Source organism: Acidovorax sp., from assembly GCF_016783915.1.
Classification (GTDB): Bacteria; Pseudomonadota; Gammaproteobacteria; order Burkholderiales; family Burkholderiaceae_C; genus Acidovorax.
The window spans coordinates 1-19,273 of the sequence record NZ_JADHVT010000088.1 but is presented as its reverse complement, the minus strand read 5'-3'; the positions used below and the strand labels follow the sequence as shown (position 1 = coordinate 19,273).

At 58.5% G+C, this 19,273-nt stretch carries 19 protein-coding genes; all 19 read left to right on the top strand.

Annotation, left to right across the window (positions count from 1 at the left end; all coding sequences use genetic code 11):
• Nucleotides 1-729 (top strand): SMC-Scp complex subunit ScpB (gene scpB / locus ISS20_RS15710; RefSeq protein ID WP_291437958.1); only part of this gene is annotated, 729 nt, incomplete at its 5' end.
• Nucleotides 729-2,297: a pseudouridine synthase gene (locus ISS20_RS15705; RefSeq protein ID WP_291437957.1), complete on the top strand. Its 1,569-nt coding sequence runs from the start codon at nucleotides 729-731 to the stop codon at nucleotides 2,295-2,297. The genes scpB and ISS20_RS15705, both read left to right, overlap by 1 nt.
• A 90-nt stretch (nucleotides 2,298-2,387) precedes the next feature.
• Nucleotides 2,388-2,813, top strand: coding sequence for a nucleoside-diphosphate kinase (gene ndk / locus ISS20_RS15700; protein ID WP_015013410.1), 426 nt, complete (start codon nucleotides 2,388-2,390; stop codon nucleotides 2,811-2,813).
• A 90-nt stretch (nucleotides 2,814-2,903) separates the two neighbouring features.
• On the top strand, nucleotides 2,904-4,016 hold the full coding sequence (gene rlmN, locus ISS20_RS15695; protein WP_291437956.1) for a 23S rRNA (adenine(2503)-C(2))-methyltransferase RlmN: 1,113 nt from the start codon (nucleotides 2,904-2,906) through the stop codon (nucleotides 4,014-4,016).
• 33 nt (nucleotides 4,017-4,049) lie between these two features.
• The gene (gene pilW / locus ISS20_RS15690) at nucleotides 4,050-4,883 is read left to right on the top strand and encodes a type IV pilus biogenesis/stability protein PilW (protein ID WP_291437955.1); all 834 of its coding nucleotides are present in this window, start codon (nucleotides 4,050-4,052) and stop codon (nucleotides 4,881-4,883) included.
• A 16-nt stretch (nucleotides 4,884-4,899) separates the two neighbouring features.
• Entirely contained in the window at nucleotides 4,900-5,811 is a 912-nt protein-coding gene (locus tag ISS20_RS15685; protein WP_291437954.1) for a helix-turn-helix domain-containing protein, read from the top strand.
• The gene (ispG, locus tag ISS20_RS15680; RefSeq protein WP_291437953.1) at nucleotides 5,811-7,091 is read left to right on the top strand and encodes a flavodoxin-dependent (E)-4-hydroxy-3-methylbut-2-enyl-diphosphate synthase; all 1,281 of its coding nucleotides are present in this window, start codon (nucleotides 5,811-5,813) and stop codon (nucleotides 7,089-7,091) included. The genes ISS20_RS15685 and ispG overlap by 1 nt, the downstream gene beginning before the upstream one ends.
• Nucleotides 7,092-7,244: 153 nt before the next feature.
• Nucleotides 7,245-8,507, top strand: coding sequence for a histidine--tRNA ligase (gene hisS, locus ISS20_RS15675; RefSeq protein ID WP_291437960.1), 1,263 nt, complete (start codon nucleotides 7,245-7,247; stop codon nucleotides 8,505-8,507).
• A 14-nt stretch (nucleotides 8,508-8,521) separates the two neighbouring features.
• Nucleotides 8,522-9,220 (top strand): tetratricopeptide repeat protein, encoded by a 699-nt coding sequence (locus ISS20_RS15670; protein WP_291437952.1) that lies wholly within the window; start codon nucleotides 8,522-8,524, stop codon nucleotides 9,218-9,220.
• Between the two features lie 2 nt (nucleotides 9,221-9,222).
• Nucleotides 9,223-10,386: an outer membrane protein assembly factor BamB gene (bamB, locus tag ISS20_RS15665; RefSeq protein WP_291437951.1), complete on the top strand. Its 1,164-nt coding sequence runs from the start codon at nucleotides 9,223-9,225 to the stop codon at nucleotides 10,384-10,386.
• A gap of 13 nt (nucleotides 10,387-10,399) precedes the next feature.
• Nucleotides 10,400-11,743 carry a ribosome biogenesis GTPase Der gene (gene der / locus ISS20_RS15660; protein WP_291437959.1) on the top strand — a complete coding sequence of 448 codons (1,344 nt, stop codon included), beginning with the start codon at nucleotides 10,400-10,402 and terminating at the stop codon, nucleotides 11,741-11,743.
• A gap of 105 nt (nucleotides 11,744-11,848) precedes the next feature.
• Nucleotides 11,849-12,103, top strand: coding sequence for an RNA chaperone Hfq (gene hfq / locus ISS20_RS15655; RefSeq protein ID WP_291437950.1), 255 nt, complete (start codon nucleotides 11,849-11,851; stop codon nucleotides 12,101-12,103).
• 93 nt (nucleotides 12,104-12,196) lie between these two features.
• Nucleotides 12,197-13,342: a GTPase HflX gene (gene hflX, locus ISS20_RS15650; RefSeq protein ID WP_291437949.1), complete on the top strand. Its 1,146-nt coding sequence runs from the start codon at nucleotides 12,197-12,199 to the stop codon at nucleotides 13,340-13,342.
• A 53-nt stretch (nucleotides 13,343-13,395) separates the two neighbouring features.
• Complete coding sequence (gene hflK, locus ISS20_RS15645; protein ID WP_291437948.1) at nucleotides 13,396-14,766, top strand: FtsH protease activity modulator HflK; 1,371 nt, start codon at nucleotides 13,396-13,398, stop codon at nucleotides 14,764-14,766.
• A 9-nt stretch (nucleotides 14,767-14,775) separates the two neighbouring features.
• Nucleotides 14,776-15,684, top strand: a complete 909-nt coding sequence (gene hflC, locus ISS20_RS15640) for a protease modulator HflC (protein WP_291437947.1) — start codon at nucleotides 14,776-14,778, stop codon at nucleotides 15,682-15,684.
• A gap of 28 nt (nucleotides 15,685-15,712) precedes the next feature.
• Entirely contained in the window at nucleotides 15,713-15,895 is a 183-nt protein-coding gene (locus tag ISS20_RS15635; protein ID WP_291437946.1) for a DUF2065 family protein, read from the top strand.
• Nucleotides 15,896-15,985: 90 nt separating this feature from the next.
• On the top strand, nucleotides 15,986-17,134 hold the full coding sequence (locus tag ISS20_RS15630) for an ATP phosphoribosyltransferase regulatory subunit (RefSeq protein ID WP_291437945.1): 1,149 nt from the start codon (nucleotides 15,986-15,988) through the stop codon (nucleotides 17,132-17,134).
• Nucleotides 17,135-17,161: 27 nt separating this feature from the next.
• The gene (locus tag ISS20_RS15625; protein WP_291437944.1) at nucleotides 17,162-18,538 is read left to right on the top strand and encodes an adenylosuccinate synthase; all 1,377 of its coding nucleotides are present in this window, start codon (nucleotides 17,162-17,164) and stop codon (nucleotides 18,536-18,538) included.
• 55 nt (nucleotides 18,539-18,593) lie between these two features.
• Nucleotides 18,594-19,118: a phosphoribosyltransferase gene (locus tag ISS20_RS15620; protein ID WP_060986468.1), complete on the top strand. Its 525-nt coding sequence runs from the start codon at nucleotides 18,594-18,596 to the stop codon at nucleotides 19,116-19,118.
• The last annotated feature ends 155 nt before the right edge of the window (nucleotides 19,119-19,273 follow it).

The following is a 19,273-nucleotide window of genomic DNA, read 5'->3' as shown; positions in this document are numbered from 1 at the left end:
GTGGATGCCAAAAGGGTCCTCGAAACTGCGTTGATCTGTGCGCAGCAGCCTGTGCCTGTGCGCGAGCTGCGGGTGTTGTTCAATGATGCGCTGGGGTCCGATACCCTCAAGGTGTTGTTACAGGAGCTGCAGCTTGATTGGGCGCAGCGCGGGGTAGAGCTGGTGCAGGTGGCGACGGGTTGGCGCTTTCAGAGCCGCCCCGAAATGCGTGAATACCTCGACCGTCTGCACCCCGAAAAGCCGCCACGCTACACCCGGGCCACCATGGAAACCCTGGCCATCATTGCCTACCGGCAACCGGTCACGCGGGGGGATATCGAGGACATTCGGGGTGTGACGGTCAACAGCCTGATCATCAAACAGTTGGAAGACCGGGGGTGGGTGGAGGTCATTGGCCACCGCGAAACGGTGGGGCGCCCGGCATTGTTCGCCACGACCCGGCAGTTTCTGGACGATATGGGCCTTCAGTCTCTGGACCAGCTGCCGGTGCTCGATGACCCGACGGGCAATCCGAATGTGCTGGAAGCCCTAGCCGCAGCCGCCCAGGGAGCCATTGGAGCCGAACCTGATCTGTTGCACGAAGCCGGTGTGCAGGAGCCTCTGGAGCCTGTTGAGGCTGTGACTGATATGGGCGGTAAGCGGCCCGTGGATGATTTTTTTCAGAATGTGGAGACTGATCTCCGCGACGACCATGTTGATACCCCGGGTGGTATCCAGGGAAATACTTGATGAACGACTCGACCTCAGAAAATCCGGCCGACGTGCCTGGGTTGAATGCCGCTGACACGGTGTCTGCTGCCAAAAAGCCGGCTACCAAGCGTGCTCCTCGCAAGAAGGCGGTAGCTGTCCCTGCCGAGGTGACGTTGCCTGAAACCGAGGCTGCCGTGCAGGTGGGCACATCGGCGCCCGCATTGGAGGCTCTCGCGCCCGAGGCGCCAGGAGTCCAGGTGCAGTCGCTCGCCATGGAGTCGGCATCTCCTGAAGAGGTTGTCTTGGCGGCAGAAGGCGAGGGCGACACGCCGCAGCGAGAGCGCAGCCCCCGTGACGAATTCCGCGAGCGGCCCCAGCGTCCTGATGGAGCCGGGCGTGACAAACGCAAAGCCGCTGCTGCTGTGGAGGGATATCAGTTCGAAGATGTGGTGTCCGGTCGTTTCGACGAAGAAGATGCCTCTGCAGACTTGGTGCCGCCGAAGCGAGTGCTGCTGCCGCAGGTCGAAACACCTAAGTTGCACAAGGTGCTGGCCCAGGCGGGTCTTGGATCGCGTCTGGAGATGGAGCAATTGATACTGGAAGGGCGGATCTCGGTCAACAACGAACCTGCTCACATCGGGCAGCGCATCCAGTTTGGCGATCAGGTCAAGGTCAACGGCAAGCCGATCCGCTATCGCATCGATCCGCCCCCGGCGCGCGTGATCGCGTATCACAAACCCGTGGGCGAGGTCGTGACCCATGACGACCCCCAAAACCGACCAACGGTCTTTCGCAAGCTGCCCCGGCTCATGCAGGGCAAGTGGCAGTCGGTAGGACGCCTGGATCTGAACACCGAAGGCCTCTTGCTGTTTACCAGCTCTGGCGAGCTGGCCAACAAACTGATGCATCCGCGCTTTGGGTTGGAGCGCGAGTACGCCGTTCGGGTGCTGGGTGCTCTGAGCAATGAGGAAAAACAAAAGCTGCTGGATGGTGTGCGCCTTGATGACGGCATGGCATCGTTCGGTTCCATCGAAGACGGTGGTGGAGAGGGTTCCAACTGCTGGTACCGAGTCACCATTTCCGAAGGCCGCAATCGTGAAGTGCGCCGCATGCTCGAATCGGTGGGCCATGCGGTCAGCCGCCTGATCCGCATCCGCTACGGTGCCATGGTTCTGCCGCGTGGTCTCAAGCGCGGAGCCTGGCTGGAACTGGATGAGAGTGATATTCGTGCGCTGGTTCAGGCCGCAGGCGCTGGGCGCCCCGAGCCCGTTGAGGGGCGTCCCGAGGGGGGGGGTGCTGGCGGGCGCAATGGCAAGCCGCGCAACCGTGGTCGTGGTGGGCCGCGTGGTGATGGCTCTCGCCGCGACATGTCGCCGCCAGCTGTCCCTGGTGGTCCCCGTGGTCAGAAGCCGCGCCGCGATGGTGGCCAGGGTCCTGCCCGTGGCAACAACGCGGCAGGGGGTGATCGCCAGCGAGGCGGTGCAGCACAGCCCGATCCAATGAAAACGTCGGTGGGTTACATCGGCATGGACAGCCTCTCGCGCCACCGCCAGGACAAGCGACGCCCGGGTGGCGGTGGCCCTCGGCGTGGAGGTGGTGGGCGCTGAGCGCTAACCTCCGTCACACTCCCCGGTTAGAATCGAGGGCTTTGTCCGGTGGACAAACGAATCACAGCAACAACCATTCAGGAAATCAATATGGCAATCGAACGCACTCTCTCCATCATCAAGCCCGACGCAGTGGCCAAGAACGTCATCGGTCAGATCTATGCTCGCTTTGAAGCTGCTGGCCTCAAGATCGTGGCAGCCCGCATGGCCCATCTGTCGCGCCTGGAAGCCGAACAGTTCTACGCTGTACACAAAGAGCGTCCTTTCTTCAAGGACCTGGTGGACTTCATGATCTCCGGCCCTGTGATGATCCAAGCCCTGGAAGGCGAGAACGCCATCCTGAAGAACCGCGAACTCATGGGCGCAACCGACCCCAAGAAGGCAGAAGCTGGCACCATCCGCGCCGACTTCGCTGACAGCATCGACGCGAACGCCGTGCACGGCTCCGACGCCGCCGAAACCGCGCAGGCCGAAGTGGCTTTCTTCTTCCCCGGCCTGAACATCTACTCGCGTTGAGATGGTGATGCTCCCCATGTCCGTACCCACCCTGGTGGGAGTCCCGTGTCATGGGGGTAGCTATGCCTGGTCTCCAGTGGATTTGGCACCATGAGCACGAATCTGCTGGAATTTGACCTCGACGGCCTGGCGGCTTTTTGCGAGCGGCTGGGGGAAAAGCGGTTTCGCGCCACCCAGCTGTTTCGCTGGATTCATCAGCGCGGTGCCAGCGATTTCGACGCTATGAGCGATTTGGCCAAGGCCTTGCGTGACAAGCTCAAGGGCTGTGCGCAGGTCGAGGCGCTGCCCATTGTTTCAGAGCATGTGTCCTCGGACGGCACTGTGAAGTGGCTGTTTGATGTGGGTGATGGCAACGCGGTGGAAGCCGTGTTCATCCCAGAGGATGATCGTGGAACCCTCTGTGTGTCATCGCAGGCTGGTTGCGCTGTCGGGTGCCGCTTCTGTTCTACGGGGCATCAGGGTTTCAGTCGCAATCTGACGACGGGTGAAATTGTTGCCCAGTTGTGGTTCGCAGAGCACTCCCTGCGCAAGCGCTTGCAGACAGAAGACCGTGTGATCTCGAATGTGGTCATGATGGGTATGGGTGAGCCGCTACAAAACTATTCGGCACTGGTTCCCGCGCTCAAAGTCATGCTGGACGATCACGGTTATGGCCTGTCGCGCCGCCGTGTGACAGTGTCGACATCGGGCGTTGTGCCCATGATGGATCGCCTTGCGCAAGACTGTCCCGTGGCACTGGCGGTGTCGCTGCATGCACCCAACGACCCCCTGCGCGACAATCTGGTGCCGCTCAATCGCAAGTATCCAATCGAAGAGCTGTTGGATGCTTGCAACCGCTACTTGGCGCATGCACCCCGTGACTTCATCACCTTCGAATATTGCATGCTCGATGGTGTCAATGATCAAGCGGAGCATGCGCGCCAACTGATCGAGTTGGTCAAGCGCAGCGGGATTCGCTGCAAATTCAATCTGATTCCTTTTAATCCGTTTCCCGCATCAGGGCTGTTGCGGTCCTCGCAAAATCAGGTGCAGGCCTTTGCCAAGATGCTGAGCGACGCGGGCATTATCACCACGGTGCGCAAGACGCGCGGTGATGACATTGATGCGGCATGCGGTCAGTTGGCGGGTGATGTCAAAGATCGTACCCGGGCCGCAGAACGCATGGCAAAGCAGCGCACAATCGTGCTCAAACCGGTGACTTGATCAGGCAGTCGGCAAACTTCAAGGAGGCTCTACATGGCGGGAATGGTTGGACGCTGGCAGCATATTGGCCGCTGGACACTCGCGGCATGCAGTGCGGTGGTTTGCATATGGGCGCTTCAGGGGTGCGCGACAAACACTTCGTCTGCAGTCAGTGATGCCGATGCAGGTTTGGTGACGCCGTCCGACGAGCCTGAGTCGCGGCGCCGTGCACGCATCCGCCTGGAGTTGGCTTCTAACTATTTCGAATTGGGGCAAACGGCTGTGGCCCTGGATGAAGTCAAGCAGTCGCTTGCTGCGGACCCGTCTTATGCCGACGCTTTCAATCTGCGTGGTCTGATTTACATGCGCCTGAGTGACTATGCACAGGCGGAAGAGAGCTTTCGCCGTGCCTTGTCGCTGCGGGCAAATGACTCCAACGTGCTTCACAACTATGGCTGGCTGATGTGTCAGCAGCAAAAGTATGTGGAGGCCGACCAATATTTTGTGCGTGCCATTGCCAACCCCGCCTACGCGGCGCGTGGCAAAACTTGGATGGCCCGTGGCCTGTGTCAGTCGGGGGCAGGACAGTTTCCTGAGGCGGAGCAGTCTTTCCTGAAGGCCTATGAATTCGATGCTGCGAATCCGGTGGTCGGTTACCACCTCGCAGCGCTCTTGCTGCGGCGCAACGAGTTGTCGCGTGCGCAGTTTTACATTCGACGGCTTAACAACAGCGATTTCGCGAACTCCGAATCGTTGTGGCTGGGCATTAAGGTGGAGCGCGCTTTGGGCGACACCGTGGCAATGAGGCAACTGGCTGCTCAGTTGCGCAAGCGTTTCCCGGATTCTCGGGAGTTGAGTGCATACGAACGCGGGGCTTTCAATGAGTGAGGTGGTGGAGAGTGGAATGACGGCGGGCGGCTTGCTCAAGGAGGCCCGGCAGGCAGCAGGCATGCACATCGCGGCCCTGGCGGTTGCGTTGAAGGTACCGGTTAGCAAGTTGGAAGCTCTGGAGTCGGATAACTACACGGTGCTGCCTGACACTGTATTTGTGCGTGCACTGGCATCGAGTGTGTGCCGTACCCTCAAGATTGACGCGGCACCCATTTTGTCTTTGCTACCCCAAAGTCAGAGCCCTCGTTTGTCTGTGGATAGCGCAGGTATCAATGCACCTGTGAAGGGTAGTGCTGGCAAATCGTCGGCTTCCTCTTCGGCGTCATTCGCGGGTTCAGGTTCTGGCTCGCGTTCCGTGGTCTTGGTCGTTCTTGCGCTTTTGGTGGGAGCTGTGGTTCTGTTCTTTGTCCCCCGGCATTCCGCGCCCGGGGATTCTGCCGATTCAGTGCCCGTCGCGGTGCCTGACGCTTTGCCGGCCAGCGCTTCCGAGCCTGCGCCTGCGGCAGTGCCATCAACGGTGGAGCGTCCTGCCGATATATCTTCTCCCGCATTGCCCGCCGCTTCCGCAGCGGCTTCGCTGCCTGTGTCTTCTGCACCTGCTGTCGCTGTATCTCCAGCGCCTGCTGCCGTTGCCAGTGGCGTCGCGGTGAGCAATGCTCCGGCGGCTGATGGCGCGGCAGATATTCCTTCCGGTCCCTTGGTGCTGCGTGCACGCGGTGCATCGTGGGTGCAAGTTCGGGATGCCAATGGGGCACTGGCGTTACAACGCAACCTGGCGGCAGGAGAGTCGGTTTCGGTGTCTGCGCCCACGCCCTTGGCAGTGATTATCGGTCGCGCGGACGCGACGGAAGTGATTGTTCGTGGAAAGCCGTTTGATCTGACGGCAATCGCGCGTGAAAACGTAGCGCGTTTTGAGGTGAAATAGTGGAAAACTCCCCGCTTGATTTTGGGCCGGTAGCGGTTGCTTCTCCCTTACCTCGACGTTCGCGCCAGGCGAAAGTCGTCTGGGGTTCACGTGTGGTGACTGTGGGTGGGGATGCACCCGTGCGCGTGCAGTCCATGACCAACACCGACACCGTCGATGCCATCGGGACAGCGATTCAGGTCAAGGAACTCGCTCAGGCGGGGTCGGAGTTCGTCCGCATCACTGTCAACACTCCAGAAGCTGCTGCAGCGGTACCGTACATACGAGAACAACTGGATCGCATGGGTGAGAGTGTTCCGTTGGTGGGTGATTTCCATTACAACGGACACCGACTGCTCACCGAGTTTCCGGACTGCGCCCAAGCTTTGTCCAAGTATCGAATCAACCCAGGCAATGTGGGCAAAGGCGACAAGCGCGACAAGCAGTTTGGCCAGATGATCGAGGCTGCCATGCGCTGGAACAAGGCTGTGCGCATCGGTGTGAATTGGGGCAGTCTCGACCAGGAGCTGCTGGCCGAGTTGATGGATACGAACAGCCGCCGCAGCGCCCCCTGGGAGGCTCGTCAGGTCATGTATGAGGCACTCATCACATCGGCCATCGAGTCTGCGCGTCGTGCAGAGGCCATGGGTTTGGACGGTAACCAGATCATCTTGTCCTGCAAGGTCAGTGGAGTGCAGGATTTGATCTCTGTGTACCGCGAGTTGGCGCGTCGCTGCGACTATGCTTTGCACTTGGGACTGACCGAAGCGGGTATGGGTACCAAGGGGACGGTCGCTTCGGCTACTGCTTTGTCCGTGCTGCTGCAAGAGGGCATTGGTGACACGATTCGTGTGTCGCTGACGCCCCAGCCCGGTGAGGCGCGTACCCAAGAGGTGGTCGTTGCGTCGGAAATCTTGCAGGCGTTAGGCTTGCGGGTCTTTGTGCCCAGTGTCACCGCTTGCCCGGGCTGTGGCCGAACCACCAGTACCACCTTTCAAGACCTGGCCAAGCAGATCGACGATTTCCTGCGTGCGCAAATGCCTGTATGGCGTGTGCGTTATCCGGGTGTTGAAGCGTTGCGGGTTGCAGTCATGGGCTGCATTGTCAACGGCCCGGGTGAAAGCAAGCACGCAGACATTGGGATCAGTCTGCCTGGCACGGGAGAGGCGCCTGCTGCCCCGGTCTTCATCGACGGGGAAAAGGCGATGACCCTGCGTGGCGACGACATCGCCAATGAATTCCATCGCATCGTCGAGCAGTACATCGAAAAGCGCTTTGGCGCCGGGGTGCCCGCTGTTTGACCGGTAGTGCTGCCGCCACCTGCCCCGGTGAGCCTTCAGGAGGTGTGCGGTGCAGCTTATTTAAATTTCTGCCAGACATAGAAAAGAAGCGCTGTGAGTAACGAAAAAAGCACTCCCTCGTCCAAGCCAGAGAAGCTGGTTGCGGTGAAGGGCATGAACGACATCCTGCCCCCGGACTCTGCCCGTTGGGAATGGCTGGAGGCCAAGGTGCGCGACCTGATGGCGCGCTACGCGTATCGCAATATTCGCACACCCATCGTCGAACCCACACCCTTGTTTGTGCGTGGATTGGGCGAGGTTACCGATATTGTCGAGAAGGAGATGTACTCGTTTGAGGACCGGCTGAATGGGGAGCAGCTCACGCTTCGCCCAGAAGCGACGGCCGGCGTGGTACGTGCAGTAGCAGAGCACTCCATGTTGTATGACGGCGGCAAACGCCTGTACTACATGGGCCCCATGTTTCGCCATGAACGTCCCCAGCGTGGGCGCTACCGCCAGTTTCACCAGATCGGTGCTGAGGCACTGGGTTTTCCGGGCGCTGAGGTCGATGCCGAGCTTATTCTTCTGGCCAGTGCCCTGTGGCGCGATCTGGGTCTCCAGAATGTGCGCCTCGAACTCAACAGCCTGGGACAGCCAGACGAGCGCAAGGCTCACCGGGCTGCGTTGATCGCGTATTTGGAGCAGCATGTCGATGTTCTTGACGAGGAGGCGCGTCGGCGGCTGCACAGCAATCCTTTGCGCATCCTCGACACCAAGAATCCGGCGATGCAGTCGTTGGTGGAAGCTGCGCCACGTTTGATTGACTTTCTGGGGCAGGAGTCTCTGGCGCACTTCAATGCAGTAAAAGCCATTCTCGACGCCAATGGGGTTGCGTGGTCTGTCAATCCCCGTCTGGTGCGTGGCATGGATTACTACAACCTCACCGTGTTCGAGTTTGTGACGGATCAGCTGGGTTCGCAGGGCACGATCTGCGGTGGAGGGCGTTACGATTACTTGATCGAACAGATCGGCGGCAAGCCGGCACCGGCGGTGGGTTGGGCGTTGGGGGTGGAGCGGGTATTGGAGTTGCTCAAGGAGCAGCACAGTGCATCCCCCTCGCTGGTTCCCGACGTTTTTGCCATTGTTCCCTCGGTGGCTGTGTTGCCTCGGGCAGTGGCTACCGTCGAGCAATTGCGTCAGCACGGTGTTCGCGTCCAAATGCATGCAGCCCCTTCACTGGATGGCATGGGTAGCATGAAGTCGCAGTTTAAGAAAGCCGATGCCAGTGGTGCCATGCACGCACTGGTGTTTGGCGATGATGAGCTGTCCCGTGGCATGGTGACTGTCAAAGCCTTGCGTGACGGCGAAGGTGAGCAAATCGAGCGCCCGCTGGACTTGGTTGCCCAATGGTCGGCCACCCTACAATCCACCCGCTAACACAATCAGATTCCATGGCAAATCATCTCGACCTTGAAGAACAAGAGCAGCTAGACCAGCTCAAGCATTTCTGGAACACCTGGGGCACGTTGATCAGCTCCGTAGTCATTGTCGTTGCGGGCGCCGCTGCCGCCTGGAACGGTTACCAGTACTGGCAAACCCGGCAGGCAACGCAGGCGGCTGCATTGTTTGATGCAGTGGATGTGGCTGCGCGGTCTGCGGACAACGTCCGCATGGAGCAAGCTTTTGCCGATTTGAAGTCCAAATATGCAGGGACTGTCCAGGCTGGACAGGCGGGCTTGACCCTTGCCAGGGCTATGCAGGGTGCTGGCAATGCTGACGGTGCCAAAGAAGCGCTTATCTGGGTTGCAGAGCGATCGTCAGACGAGGGCCTCAAGGCCTTGGCCAAGTTGCGACTGGCTGGTGTACTAATGGATCAAAAGAACTATGACGAAGCACTCAAGCAACTGTCCGGCAGTTTTGCGCCGGAGTTCTCTTCTGTTGTGGCGGACCGCAAGGGCGATGTCCTGATGCTCCAGGAAAAGCGTCAGGAAGCCATTGCCGAGTACACCAAGGCTTATAAAGGGTTTGAAGACAGTGTCGAGTATCGCCGTCTGGTGGAAATCAAGCTGAACGCGCTGGGTGTTTCGCTGCAAGGTGTGACTGTGGCTTCCGCTGCCTCCTCAATCGCAACACCTGCGGAGTCCAAATAGCCATGTCGTCGCCTATCAACGCAGGATCTGGGCACCAGTTTTTCGTACGCTGTCTGGTGGTGGCACTTGTGGCCGCCACTTTGGCCGGTTGTTCTTTGTGGAGCGCTGAAAAGTCCAAGCCTGTGCCCGCCGACCTCGGAACCAATGTGGCAGTTCTGGGCGTGCGACAAGCATGGACTGCGCGAGTTGGCAGTGTGGTGGGGCTGCCTTTGGAGGCGCATGTTGCTGGCAATGTCGTGACCGTCGCGTCAGCTGATGGCACGGTGGCAGCCCTTGATGCGCGCACGGGTGGAGATATCTGGCGAGCAGCGCTCGCTGAGCCTCTGTCGGCTGCTGTTGGTAGCGATGGCAAGTTCGCGGCGGTAGTCTCGCGTAACAATGCACTGATCGTGATCGACGGTGGTCGAGAGCGTTGGCGTGAGGCGCTTGCTGCCCAGGTATTCACACCACCTTTGGTTGCAGGCGGTCGTGTTTTCGTTTTGTCGGCGGATCGTTCTGTGTCTGCATTCGATCTGTCTACAGGTCGCCGTCTTTGGGCCCAGCAGCGCCCCGGGGAGCCATTGATATTGCGCCAGGCCGGTGTTTTGCTCGCAGTGGGTGACACGCTGGTCGTGGGATTGTCGGGTCGGTTGGTCGGATTGAATCCTGACAATGGCAGTGTGCGATGGGAGGCTCCCATTGCCAGCGCACGGGGCACGAATGATGTGGAGCGCCTTGTGGAGTTGGTAGGGCGCACCAGCCGTGTGGGCGAAACAGTGTGCGCACGGTCCTTTCAAGCCGCTGTGGGTTGTGTGAACACCGCCAGGGGGACTACGGTTTGGACGCAGCCTGCCAGCGGAGCAGACGGAGTCCACGGCGATGCGGAGGCCATTTTTGGTTCTGAAAGCAATGGCACGCTTGTAGCGTGGCGCCGCTCAGATGGTTCACGCTTGTGGAGCATCGACAGGCTCAAGTACCGCAAACTCACTGCACCGCTGCTTCTGGGGCGCTCGGTGGTCGTCGGCGACGACTCGGGTTTGGTGCATTTGCTGTCTCGTACCGATGGTTCGCCCCTGAACCGGCTGGCGACAGATGGTTCTGCCATCGCAGCTGCTCCGGTGATGGGCGCTGATACGCTGGTGGTTGTTACCCGCAATGGCGGTATTTACGGATTCCGTCCAGATTGATCGGTCTTATTCAATGAAGCCAGTTATCGCCCTCGTGGGGCGTCCGAATGTCGGCAAGTCCACGCTCTTCAACCGCCTGACCAAGTCGCGTGACGCCATCGTCGCCGACTTTGCAGGACTTACGCGTGACCGACACTACGGTAACGGCAAGCAAGGAAAGCACGAGTACATCGTCATCGATACCGGTGGCTTTGAGCCCGACGCCTCCACTGGCATCTACCGCGAGATGGCCAAGCAGACTCAGCAGGCGGTCGCTGAGGCGGACGTGGTGATTTTTGTAGTGGACGCACGTGCGGGTGTCTCTGCGCAAGACCATGACATTGCCAACTACTTGCGTCGCCTGGGCAAGCCCTGCGTGCTCGTTGCCAACAAGGCGGAGGGCATGCTCCAGGGCGTCCAATTGGCGGAGTTCTATGAACTGGGGCTGGGTGAGGTTTATCCAGTTTCTGCAGCGCACGGGCAGGGTATACGCGGCTTGGTTGAAATTGCTCTGGAGCCGCTGAATTTGCCCGAGCCGGACGACTCGGATACGGCCTTGGACAAGGGGGTCATCAAACTTGCCGTTGCGGGGCGCCCCAACGTGGGCAAGTCCACACTGATCAACACCTGGCTTGGCGAAGAGCGGCTGGTGGCATTCGATATGCCCGGTACGACCCGCGACGCCATTACCGTGCCTTTTGAGCGCAATGGCCAGCGCTTTGAGCTGGTGGATACTGCGGGCTTGCGTCGCAAGGGCAAGGTTTTCGAGGCCATTGAGAAGTTCTCGGTGGTGAAAACGCTGCAAGCTATCGAATCCGCAAATGTAGTGCTGCTATTGCTCGATGCCACCCAAGGTGTGACGGACCAAGATGCCCATATCGCCGGTTATATTCTGGAGAGTGGACGCGCTGTGGTCTTGGCGGTGAACAAATGGGATGCCGTGGATGACTACCAGCGGCAGCTCCTTGAGCGTTCCATTGAGACACGGCTTGCATTTCTGAAGTTTGCCTCTTTGCATTTCATTTCTGCGAAGAAGCGTCAGGGACTTGGTCCCTTGTGGACATCTATCGCTCAGGCCCATCGGGCGGCCACCTGCAAGATGTCCACGCCCGTACTCACCCGCCTGCTGCTGGAGGCGGTTCAGTTCCAAAGCCCCAAGAGGGCTGGGATGTTCCGCCCGAAAATGCGGTATGCGCACCAAGGTGGCATGAATCCGCCCGTGATCGTGATCCACGGCAATTCGCTGGAGCACGTGACTGATGCTTACAAGCGATTCTTGGAAGGGCGCTTCCGCAAGGAATTTGATCTTGTGGGAACTCCTTTGCGCATTGAGATGAAAACCTCGCACAATCCGTTCGCGGACAAAGACGAGGCCTGACGACAAAGGCTCTTCAGTCGAGGGGCCATGTGGGTTAAAGCCAGGGCGTGCGCCTGGCTGTGGTAAGGTGCTGGTTTACAACAACACTTGAACACGGAGAATATCGTGAGCAATAAAGGCCAGCTTTTGCAAGACCCCTTCCTCAACGCTTTGCGCCGGGAACACGTTCCAGTGTCCATTTATTTGGTCAACGGGATCAAGCTGCAGGGGCAAATCGAGTCTTTTGACCAGTATGTGGTGTTGCTGCGCAATACGGTGACACAAATGGTTTACAAGCACGCGATTTCTACGATCGTTCCGGGTCGGGCGGTCGCTTTCTCTACCTCAGAAACCCCTGATGCTGACACCAGCAACTCTTGAGTTGTTGTCTGGCAGCGGGGCTCGCTTGCCGAGAGGGGTGGGGCGGAGAGAGGGTGGTTGGTTTTGAGTTCGTCCTCAGCATCCTCGTCCGCTATGACGCCGGTGTTGCTGGTGGGGGTCGACTTTGGTCTTCCCCATTTCGACGCTGAGTTGGAGGAATTGGGTCTGCTAGCCCAAACCGCCGGCATGCAACCCGTTGCTCGCATTACCTGCAAGCGCAAAGCGCCAGATGCGGCGCTGTTCATCGGCACTGGTAAAGCGGATGAAATTCGCACATTGGCCCAAATGCATGGTGCTATGGAGGTGCTGTTTGACCAATCACTCAGCCCCGCGCAGCAGCGTAATCTGGAGCGCCATATTGAGCTTCCAGTCAATGACCGCACGCTGTTAATTCTTGAAATCTTTGCGCAACGGGCGCGCAGCCACGAAGGGAAGCTTCAGGTTGAGCTCGCCAAGCTGCAGTACGTGAGTACACGGCTGGTGCGGCGTTGGTCTCACCTGGAGCGCCAGACTGGCGGTATCGGTGCCCGGGGTGGTCCGGGTGAAAAGCAGATCGAGCTGGATCGACGCATGATTGGTGACGCGATCAAGCGCACCAGAGAGCGCTTGGTCAAGGTCAAGCGTCAGCGCTCCACGCAGCGGCGCCAGCGCGAGAGGCGCGATACCTTCAATATTTCGCTCGTTGGATACACCAACGCGGGTAAGTCCACGCTTTTCAATGCTTTGGTGAAAGCGCGAGCGTATGCAGCGGACCAGCTTTTTGCCACCCTAGACACCACAACACGCCAGTTGTATCTGGCAGATGCGGCGCGATCTGTTTCTCTGTCCGATACGGTGGGCTTCATCCGGGATCTCCCGCACGGATTGGTGGATGCGTTTCAGGCCACGCTGCAGGAGGCGGTCGATGCTGATCTGCTCCTTCATGTGGTGGATGCTTCCAATCCGGATTTTCCGGAACAGATGGCGCAGGTGGAGCGCGTGTTGCAGGAGATCGGGGCGTCGGATATTCCACAGATACTGGTATTCAACAAGCTCGATGCGCTGCCTGAAGAACGACGTCCCTCCCTGCTGGTAGACCAATACGAAGTTGGGGGGCAGTCGCTTTCCCGTTTGTTCGTAAGTGCTCGATCTGGAGAAGGTCTTGATGATCTGCGCCGCGCTTTGGCCGCTAGGTTGCTGGCTGTGCATGAGGATATGACCCCAGCAGACGCCCTTGAATTGCCGGATGCGTTGCGCTGATTGGGCACAATGCATGATCGAATGATGCCATCAGAGAACCAGAGATTTTGCGCATGAATTTTCATACTCCCACCCTACGCTGGGCTTCACTGCCAGACCGTATCCGGGGCATGTTCAATCTGAACGATCCACGCTGGGGTCGCGGGGATGATAAGTCTGAGGACAGTGGCGTGCGCCCTGATGAGCGACCTGCAGCGCCACCAGGGGGGCAGAGGGGCGGGGATCAGCGGCCAAGCAATGGCCAGCAGCCACCTGACCTCGATGAGCTCTGGCGCGACCTCAATCGCAAGCTTGGCAGCCTGTTCGGGGGAAAAAACGGTTCTGGTCGTGGCCCTGGGGGAGGGACTGGTGGTGGCTTTCAGCCGGATATGAAAAGCGCGGGTGTAGGCGTTGGCTTGATTGCTGGTGTTGCGTTCGTGATCTGGATGGGCACAGGTTTCTTCATCGTGCAAGAAGGTCAGCAAGCCGTCATTACGCAATTCGGTAAGTACAAGAGCACCGTGGGCGCAGGTTTCAACTGGCGCTTGCCTTATCCGATTGAGCGTCATGAGCTTGTTTTTGTGACGCAAATTCGCTCTGCGGATGTGGGGCGGGACACGGTCATCAAAAGCACCGGCTTGAGAGAGTCCGCGATGCTGACCGAGGACGAAAACATAGTTGAGATCAAATTTGCTGTTCAGTACCGTCTGAGCGATGCCAGGGCATGGCTGTTCGAAAGTAAGAACCCCTCGGACGCTGTGGTTCAGGCAGCTGAGACCGCCGTGCGCGAGGTGGTGGGCAAGATGCGCATGGACACGGCACTGGCTGAGGAGCGTGATCAGATAGCCCCTCGCGTTCGCGCGCTGATGCAGACCATCTTGGACCGTTACAAGGTTGGCGTCGAAGTTGTTGGCATCAATTTGCAGCAGGGCGGTGTGCGGCCGCCTGAGCAGGTGCAGTCTTCCTTTGATGATGTACTCAAAGCGGGGCAGGAGCGCGAGCGTGCCAAAAACGAAGCCCAGGCTTACGCCAATGACGTGATTCCACGTGCTGTGGGCTCCGCCTCTCGGCTAAACGAGGAGGCTGCTGCGTACAAGGCGAGGATAGTAGCTCAGGCGCAGGGTGACGCACAGCGGTTTGCTTCCATTCTGGCGGAGTACCAGAAGGCTCCTCAGGTAACCCGTGATCGTATGTATCTAGACACCATGCAGCAGATTTACGGGAACGTGACCAAAGTGTTGGTGGAGTCGCGTCAAGGTTCCAACTTACTCTACCTGCCACTCGACAAAATCATGCAGGGCGTCGCCAGCGGATCGGGAGCACTGGATGCTCCCGCGACAACAAGCTCGCCTCCAGCGGTGTCACCAGCGACACCCGCACCTGCCTTTTCGAATGACGCACGGGCGCGCGACACCAGCCGTACCCGTGAACGTGAATCACGCTAGGAGTAGTTCGTGAACAGAGTCGGTTTTATTGCATCTACCCTTTTAGTGGTGCTTGCTCTCATGAGCTCCATGCTTTTTGTCGTGGACCAGCGGCAGTTTGGTGTGCTGTATGCGCTGGGTCAGATCAAGGAAGTGATCACGGAGCCTGGCCTTAATTTCAAGCTCCCTCCTCCATTCCAGAACGTCACCTACATCGACAAGCGTTTGTTGACCTTGGATAGCACGGACACGGAGCCCATGCTGACTGCTGAAAAGCAGCGCGTCGTGATCGACTGGTATGTGCGCTGGCGCATTTCCGAACCCACCGAGTACATCCGCAACGTTGGGCTGGACGAGACGGCGGGCGCCATGCAACTCAATCGGGTGGTTCGCAATGCTTTCCAGGAAGAAATCAACAAGCGCACGGTGAAAGAGCTGCTCTCGCTGAAACGAGAAGCGCTGATGGCTGATGTCAAACGCGAAGTGTTGGAGACAGTTCGTGGGTCCAAGCCCTGGGGGGTTGATGTCGTGGACGTACGCATTACCCGCGTGGATTACGTGGAAGCCATTACCGAATCGGTGTACCGGCGCATGGAAGCGGAGCGCAAGCGGGTGGCCAACGAATTGCGCTCCACAGGTGCGGCCGAAGGCGAAAAAATTCGTGCAGACGCAGATCGCCAGCGCGAGATCACAATCGCGAATGCCTATCGGGATGCTCAAAAGCTGAAGGGTGAGGGCGACGCGGAAGCGGCCCGTATCTATGCCGAAGCATTTGGCAAGGATCCTCAATTTGCTCAGTTCTATCGCAGCCTCGAGGCCTATAAGGGTAGCTTCAACAAGAAAAGCGATGTGATGGTGCTGGATCCATCGTCTTCTGACTTCTTCAAAGTCTTTCGCGGCTCAGCTCCTGCATCGGCGCCTGCTGCACCACGTAAGTAAATAAGTGATGATGGTCGGCAAAATGTGAATGATGTGGGACAGTGTCTGGACTGCGTTCGCCTTGGTGCTGGTGATTGAGGGGCTTTTGCCTTTTCTGTCCCCTCAAATCTGGAAACGTACAGTTGCGCAAATCGCGCAATTGCAGGGTGGCCAAATACGCTTTTTTGCGTTGGTGGCCCTTGTTGTTGGCGCTCTGATGCTTTGTTTCTGACGGCTGTCACACTCCTCGACTAGGAGATTCCTTGGGGAGTCTCGCCCGGTCCCGGTAGAATCACGGTTTTAACAGCCTCCCCTTTTCTCCATGTCTGCTTGGGTCCTTCCGGATCACATTGCCGATGTCTTGCCGTCTGAAGCGCGGCACATCGAAGAATTGCGTCGCGGGCTGCTCGATACAGCCCGTTGTTATGGTTACGAGCTGGTAATGCCTCCGCTGTTGGAGCATTTGGAATCTCTCCTCACCGGCACTGGTGAAGCGTTGGATCTACAGACGTTCAAACTGGTGGACCAGCTTTCTGGTCGTTCCATGGGGCTTCGGGCTGATACAACTCCGCAAGTGGCTCGCATTGACGCGCATTTGCTCAATCGCAAAGGCGTGACGCGTCTTTGCTACTGCGGCCCTGTGTTGCACACGCGTCCTGACCGCCCCCATGCCACGCGCGAGCCTCTTCAGTTTGGTGCCGAAATATATGGGCATGCCGGGGTAGAAGCCGACCTTGAGGCGTTGCAATTGGCGAGGGAGTGTTTGCGAGTTGCCAATGTACGCAACACCACCATTGATCTTGCTGACGTTCGCATCGTCCGCAACTTGTTGGCTGGTGTGAGCGTGAGCCCACAATTGCTCAGCGGAATTCACGCTGCTTTGGCAGCCAAGGATGCGGGTGAGTTGTCGGTTTTGACGCGCAGTTTTCCCGAGGAGTCTCGACAGGGCCTCCTGGCCCTCGTTCGGTTGTACGGAGACTCCGCTGTTCTGGCTGAGGCAGAAAAGGTGCTCAAGCGCATTTCTGGTGTGCCTGAGGTGCTATCAAACTTGAAATGGCTAGCTTCGCGCCTTGAAGGGGCCTCCGTCACTTTTGACTTGGCCGATCTTCGGGGGTATGCCTACTACAGCGGTGCGCGCTTCGCTATCTATGCGCCGGGTGCTAGCGATGCCCTGGTGCGCGGTGGGCGGTACGACGAGGTGGGGGCCGTGTTTGGTCGAAATCGCCCTGCGGCGGGGTTCAGTTTGGATATCAAGCAGGTGGTTGGCGTGGTGCCGCCCCGTGCGCTGAAGGCAGCGATTCGCGCACCTTGGGGCGAGGCCGCTGATGTGAATTCAGCGATCGCAGAACTTCGGTCTGCCGGGGAGACGGTCGTGTGTGTTTTGCCTGGGCACGAGAGTGAGGTGGACGAGTTCCACTGTGATCGGGAACTGGTTCAGGTTGCGGGCCATTGGGTCGTGCAGGCTGTTTGAGCAATTGTCATTTGAATTGGGTTTGAGATGAAAGCAACCAAAGGTCGCAACGTAGTGGTGGTCGGTACCCAGTGGGGCGACGAGGGCAAAGGCAAGTTGGTCGATTGGCTGACGGAGAGCGCTCAAGGTGTGGTGCGTTTTCAGGGGGGGCACAACGCTGGCCACACACTGGTGATCAACGGCGTGAAGACGGCGCTGCATTTGATTCCGAGTGGCATCATGCGCCCGGGGGTCAAGTGCTACATCGGCAATGGTGTGGTTCTGTCTGCTGCGAAGCTGTTCGAAGAAATTGAGGGTCTGGAGAAGGCCGGTGTTGAGGTGCGTTCGCGCCTGCGTATCAGTGAGGCTTGTCCACTGATCCTTCCTTTTCATGCTGCGATTGATGTGGCGCGCGAGGCGGCTCGGGAGCAGGGCGGTACTGAGAAGATTGGTACCACGGGCCGTGGCATCGGCCCGGCTTATGAGGACAAGATTGCTCGCCGCGCCTTGCGCGTACAGGACTTGAAATACCCCGAGCGTTTTGCTTCTAAGCTGCGTGAATTGCTGGACCTGCACAACCACGTGCTCACCACGTACCTGGGCTCCGCAAAGTTCGTTTTTGGCGATGCGCTGAAGCCCTACATCCAGGATGGCAAGGTGCTGTTCGATGTGGTTTACGCCGAGGCCATGCGCCATGCAGAGTTGCTAAAGCCCATGATGGCCGATGTGTCGCGTGAGCTGAATGAGGCCAATCGGGCGGGTGCCAATCTTCTTTTTGAGGGCGCTCAAGGGACCTTGCTGGATGTGGACCACGGCACATACCCGTACGTCACCTCCAGTAACTGTGTAGCGGGCAACGCGGCTGCAGGATCTGGCGTGGGGCCGGGTATGCTTCATTACATCCTCGGTATTACCAAGGCGTATTGCACTCGTGTTGGTGGCGGCCCTTTTCCCACTGAGTTAGATTGGGAAGTCCCTGGCACCCCCGGGTATCACATGAGCACTGTGGGCGCTGAAAAGGGAGTGACAACGGGGCGCAGCCGTCGCTGTGGCTGGTTCGATGCAGCTTTGTTGAAGCGCAGTGCCCAAGTCAATGGCCTCACTGGTCTTTGCATCACCAAACTGGATGTCCTGGACGGGTTGAGCGAGTTGTTGTTGTGCACCGGCTACGAGCTCGATGGGCAGCGTATTGATTTGCTCCCCATGGGCGCTGAGGACATCGCACGGTGCACGCCGATCTATGAAACACTGCCTGGCTGGAGCGATTCCACCGTCGGGGTGACTGAGTACGACAAGCTGCCCGAAACTGCGCGCCGCTATCTGGAGCGTATAGAAGAAGTGACAGGCGTTCCGATCGATATGATCTCAACCAGTCCTGATCGCGACCATACGATCATGATGCGCCATCCCTATGTCGCGACCTGATCTGTAGTCTTGTGCTGCTGCTATCGAATATTCGCCAATCATTCAGGAGTCATTCATGTTGACCGAAGACGGAAAACATCTCTATGTCAGCTATGACGAGTACCACAGCCTCATCGAAAAACTGGCGCTGAAGGTGCACCAGTCGGGTTGGGAATTCGACACGATTCTCTGCCTTGCGCGCGGTGGGTTGCGACCAGGCGACATCCTCAGCCGGATCTTTGATAAGCCGCTGGCCATCATGTCAACGAGTTCTTATCGTGCGGAAGCAGGAACGGTGCAGGGGCATCTTGATATTGCACGTTTCATAACCACGCCCAAGGGCGAAATTGCGGGGCGAGTGCTCTTGGTCGATGATCTGGCCGACTCGGGGCATACTTTGCACGCAGTGATCAACATGCTTAAGACCAACTACGCGCCCATCACTGAGCTGCGCAGCGCCGTGATCTGGACTAAGGGTCTATCTACGTTTTCGCCAGACTACTCCGTTGAGTTTTTGCCGAGCAATCCTTGGATCCACCAACCTTTCGAGGGCTATGACAGCTTGAGTCCCGAAAAGCTCCTGGAAAAGTGGCGGGTTTGATTTTTTCTTGCAATTCCTTCAAACCGTGCTATAGTCGAGGGCTTCGCTACTGAGACCTTGCTGCGAAAGTGAGTAGGTTGGTGGATGTGGTTTGAGGTGGTGCTTTGTGTGCTGCCTTGGGTTGCTGAAGTGGTGGTTGAAGAAAGTTTGGTTTT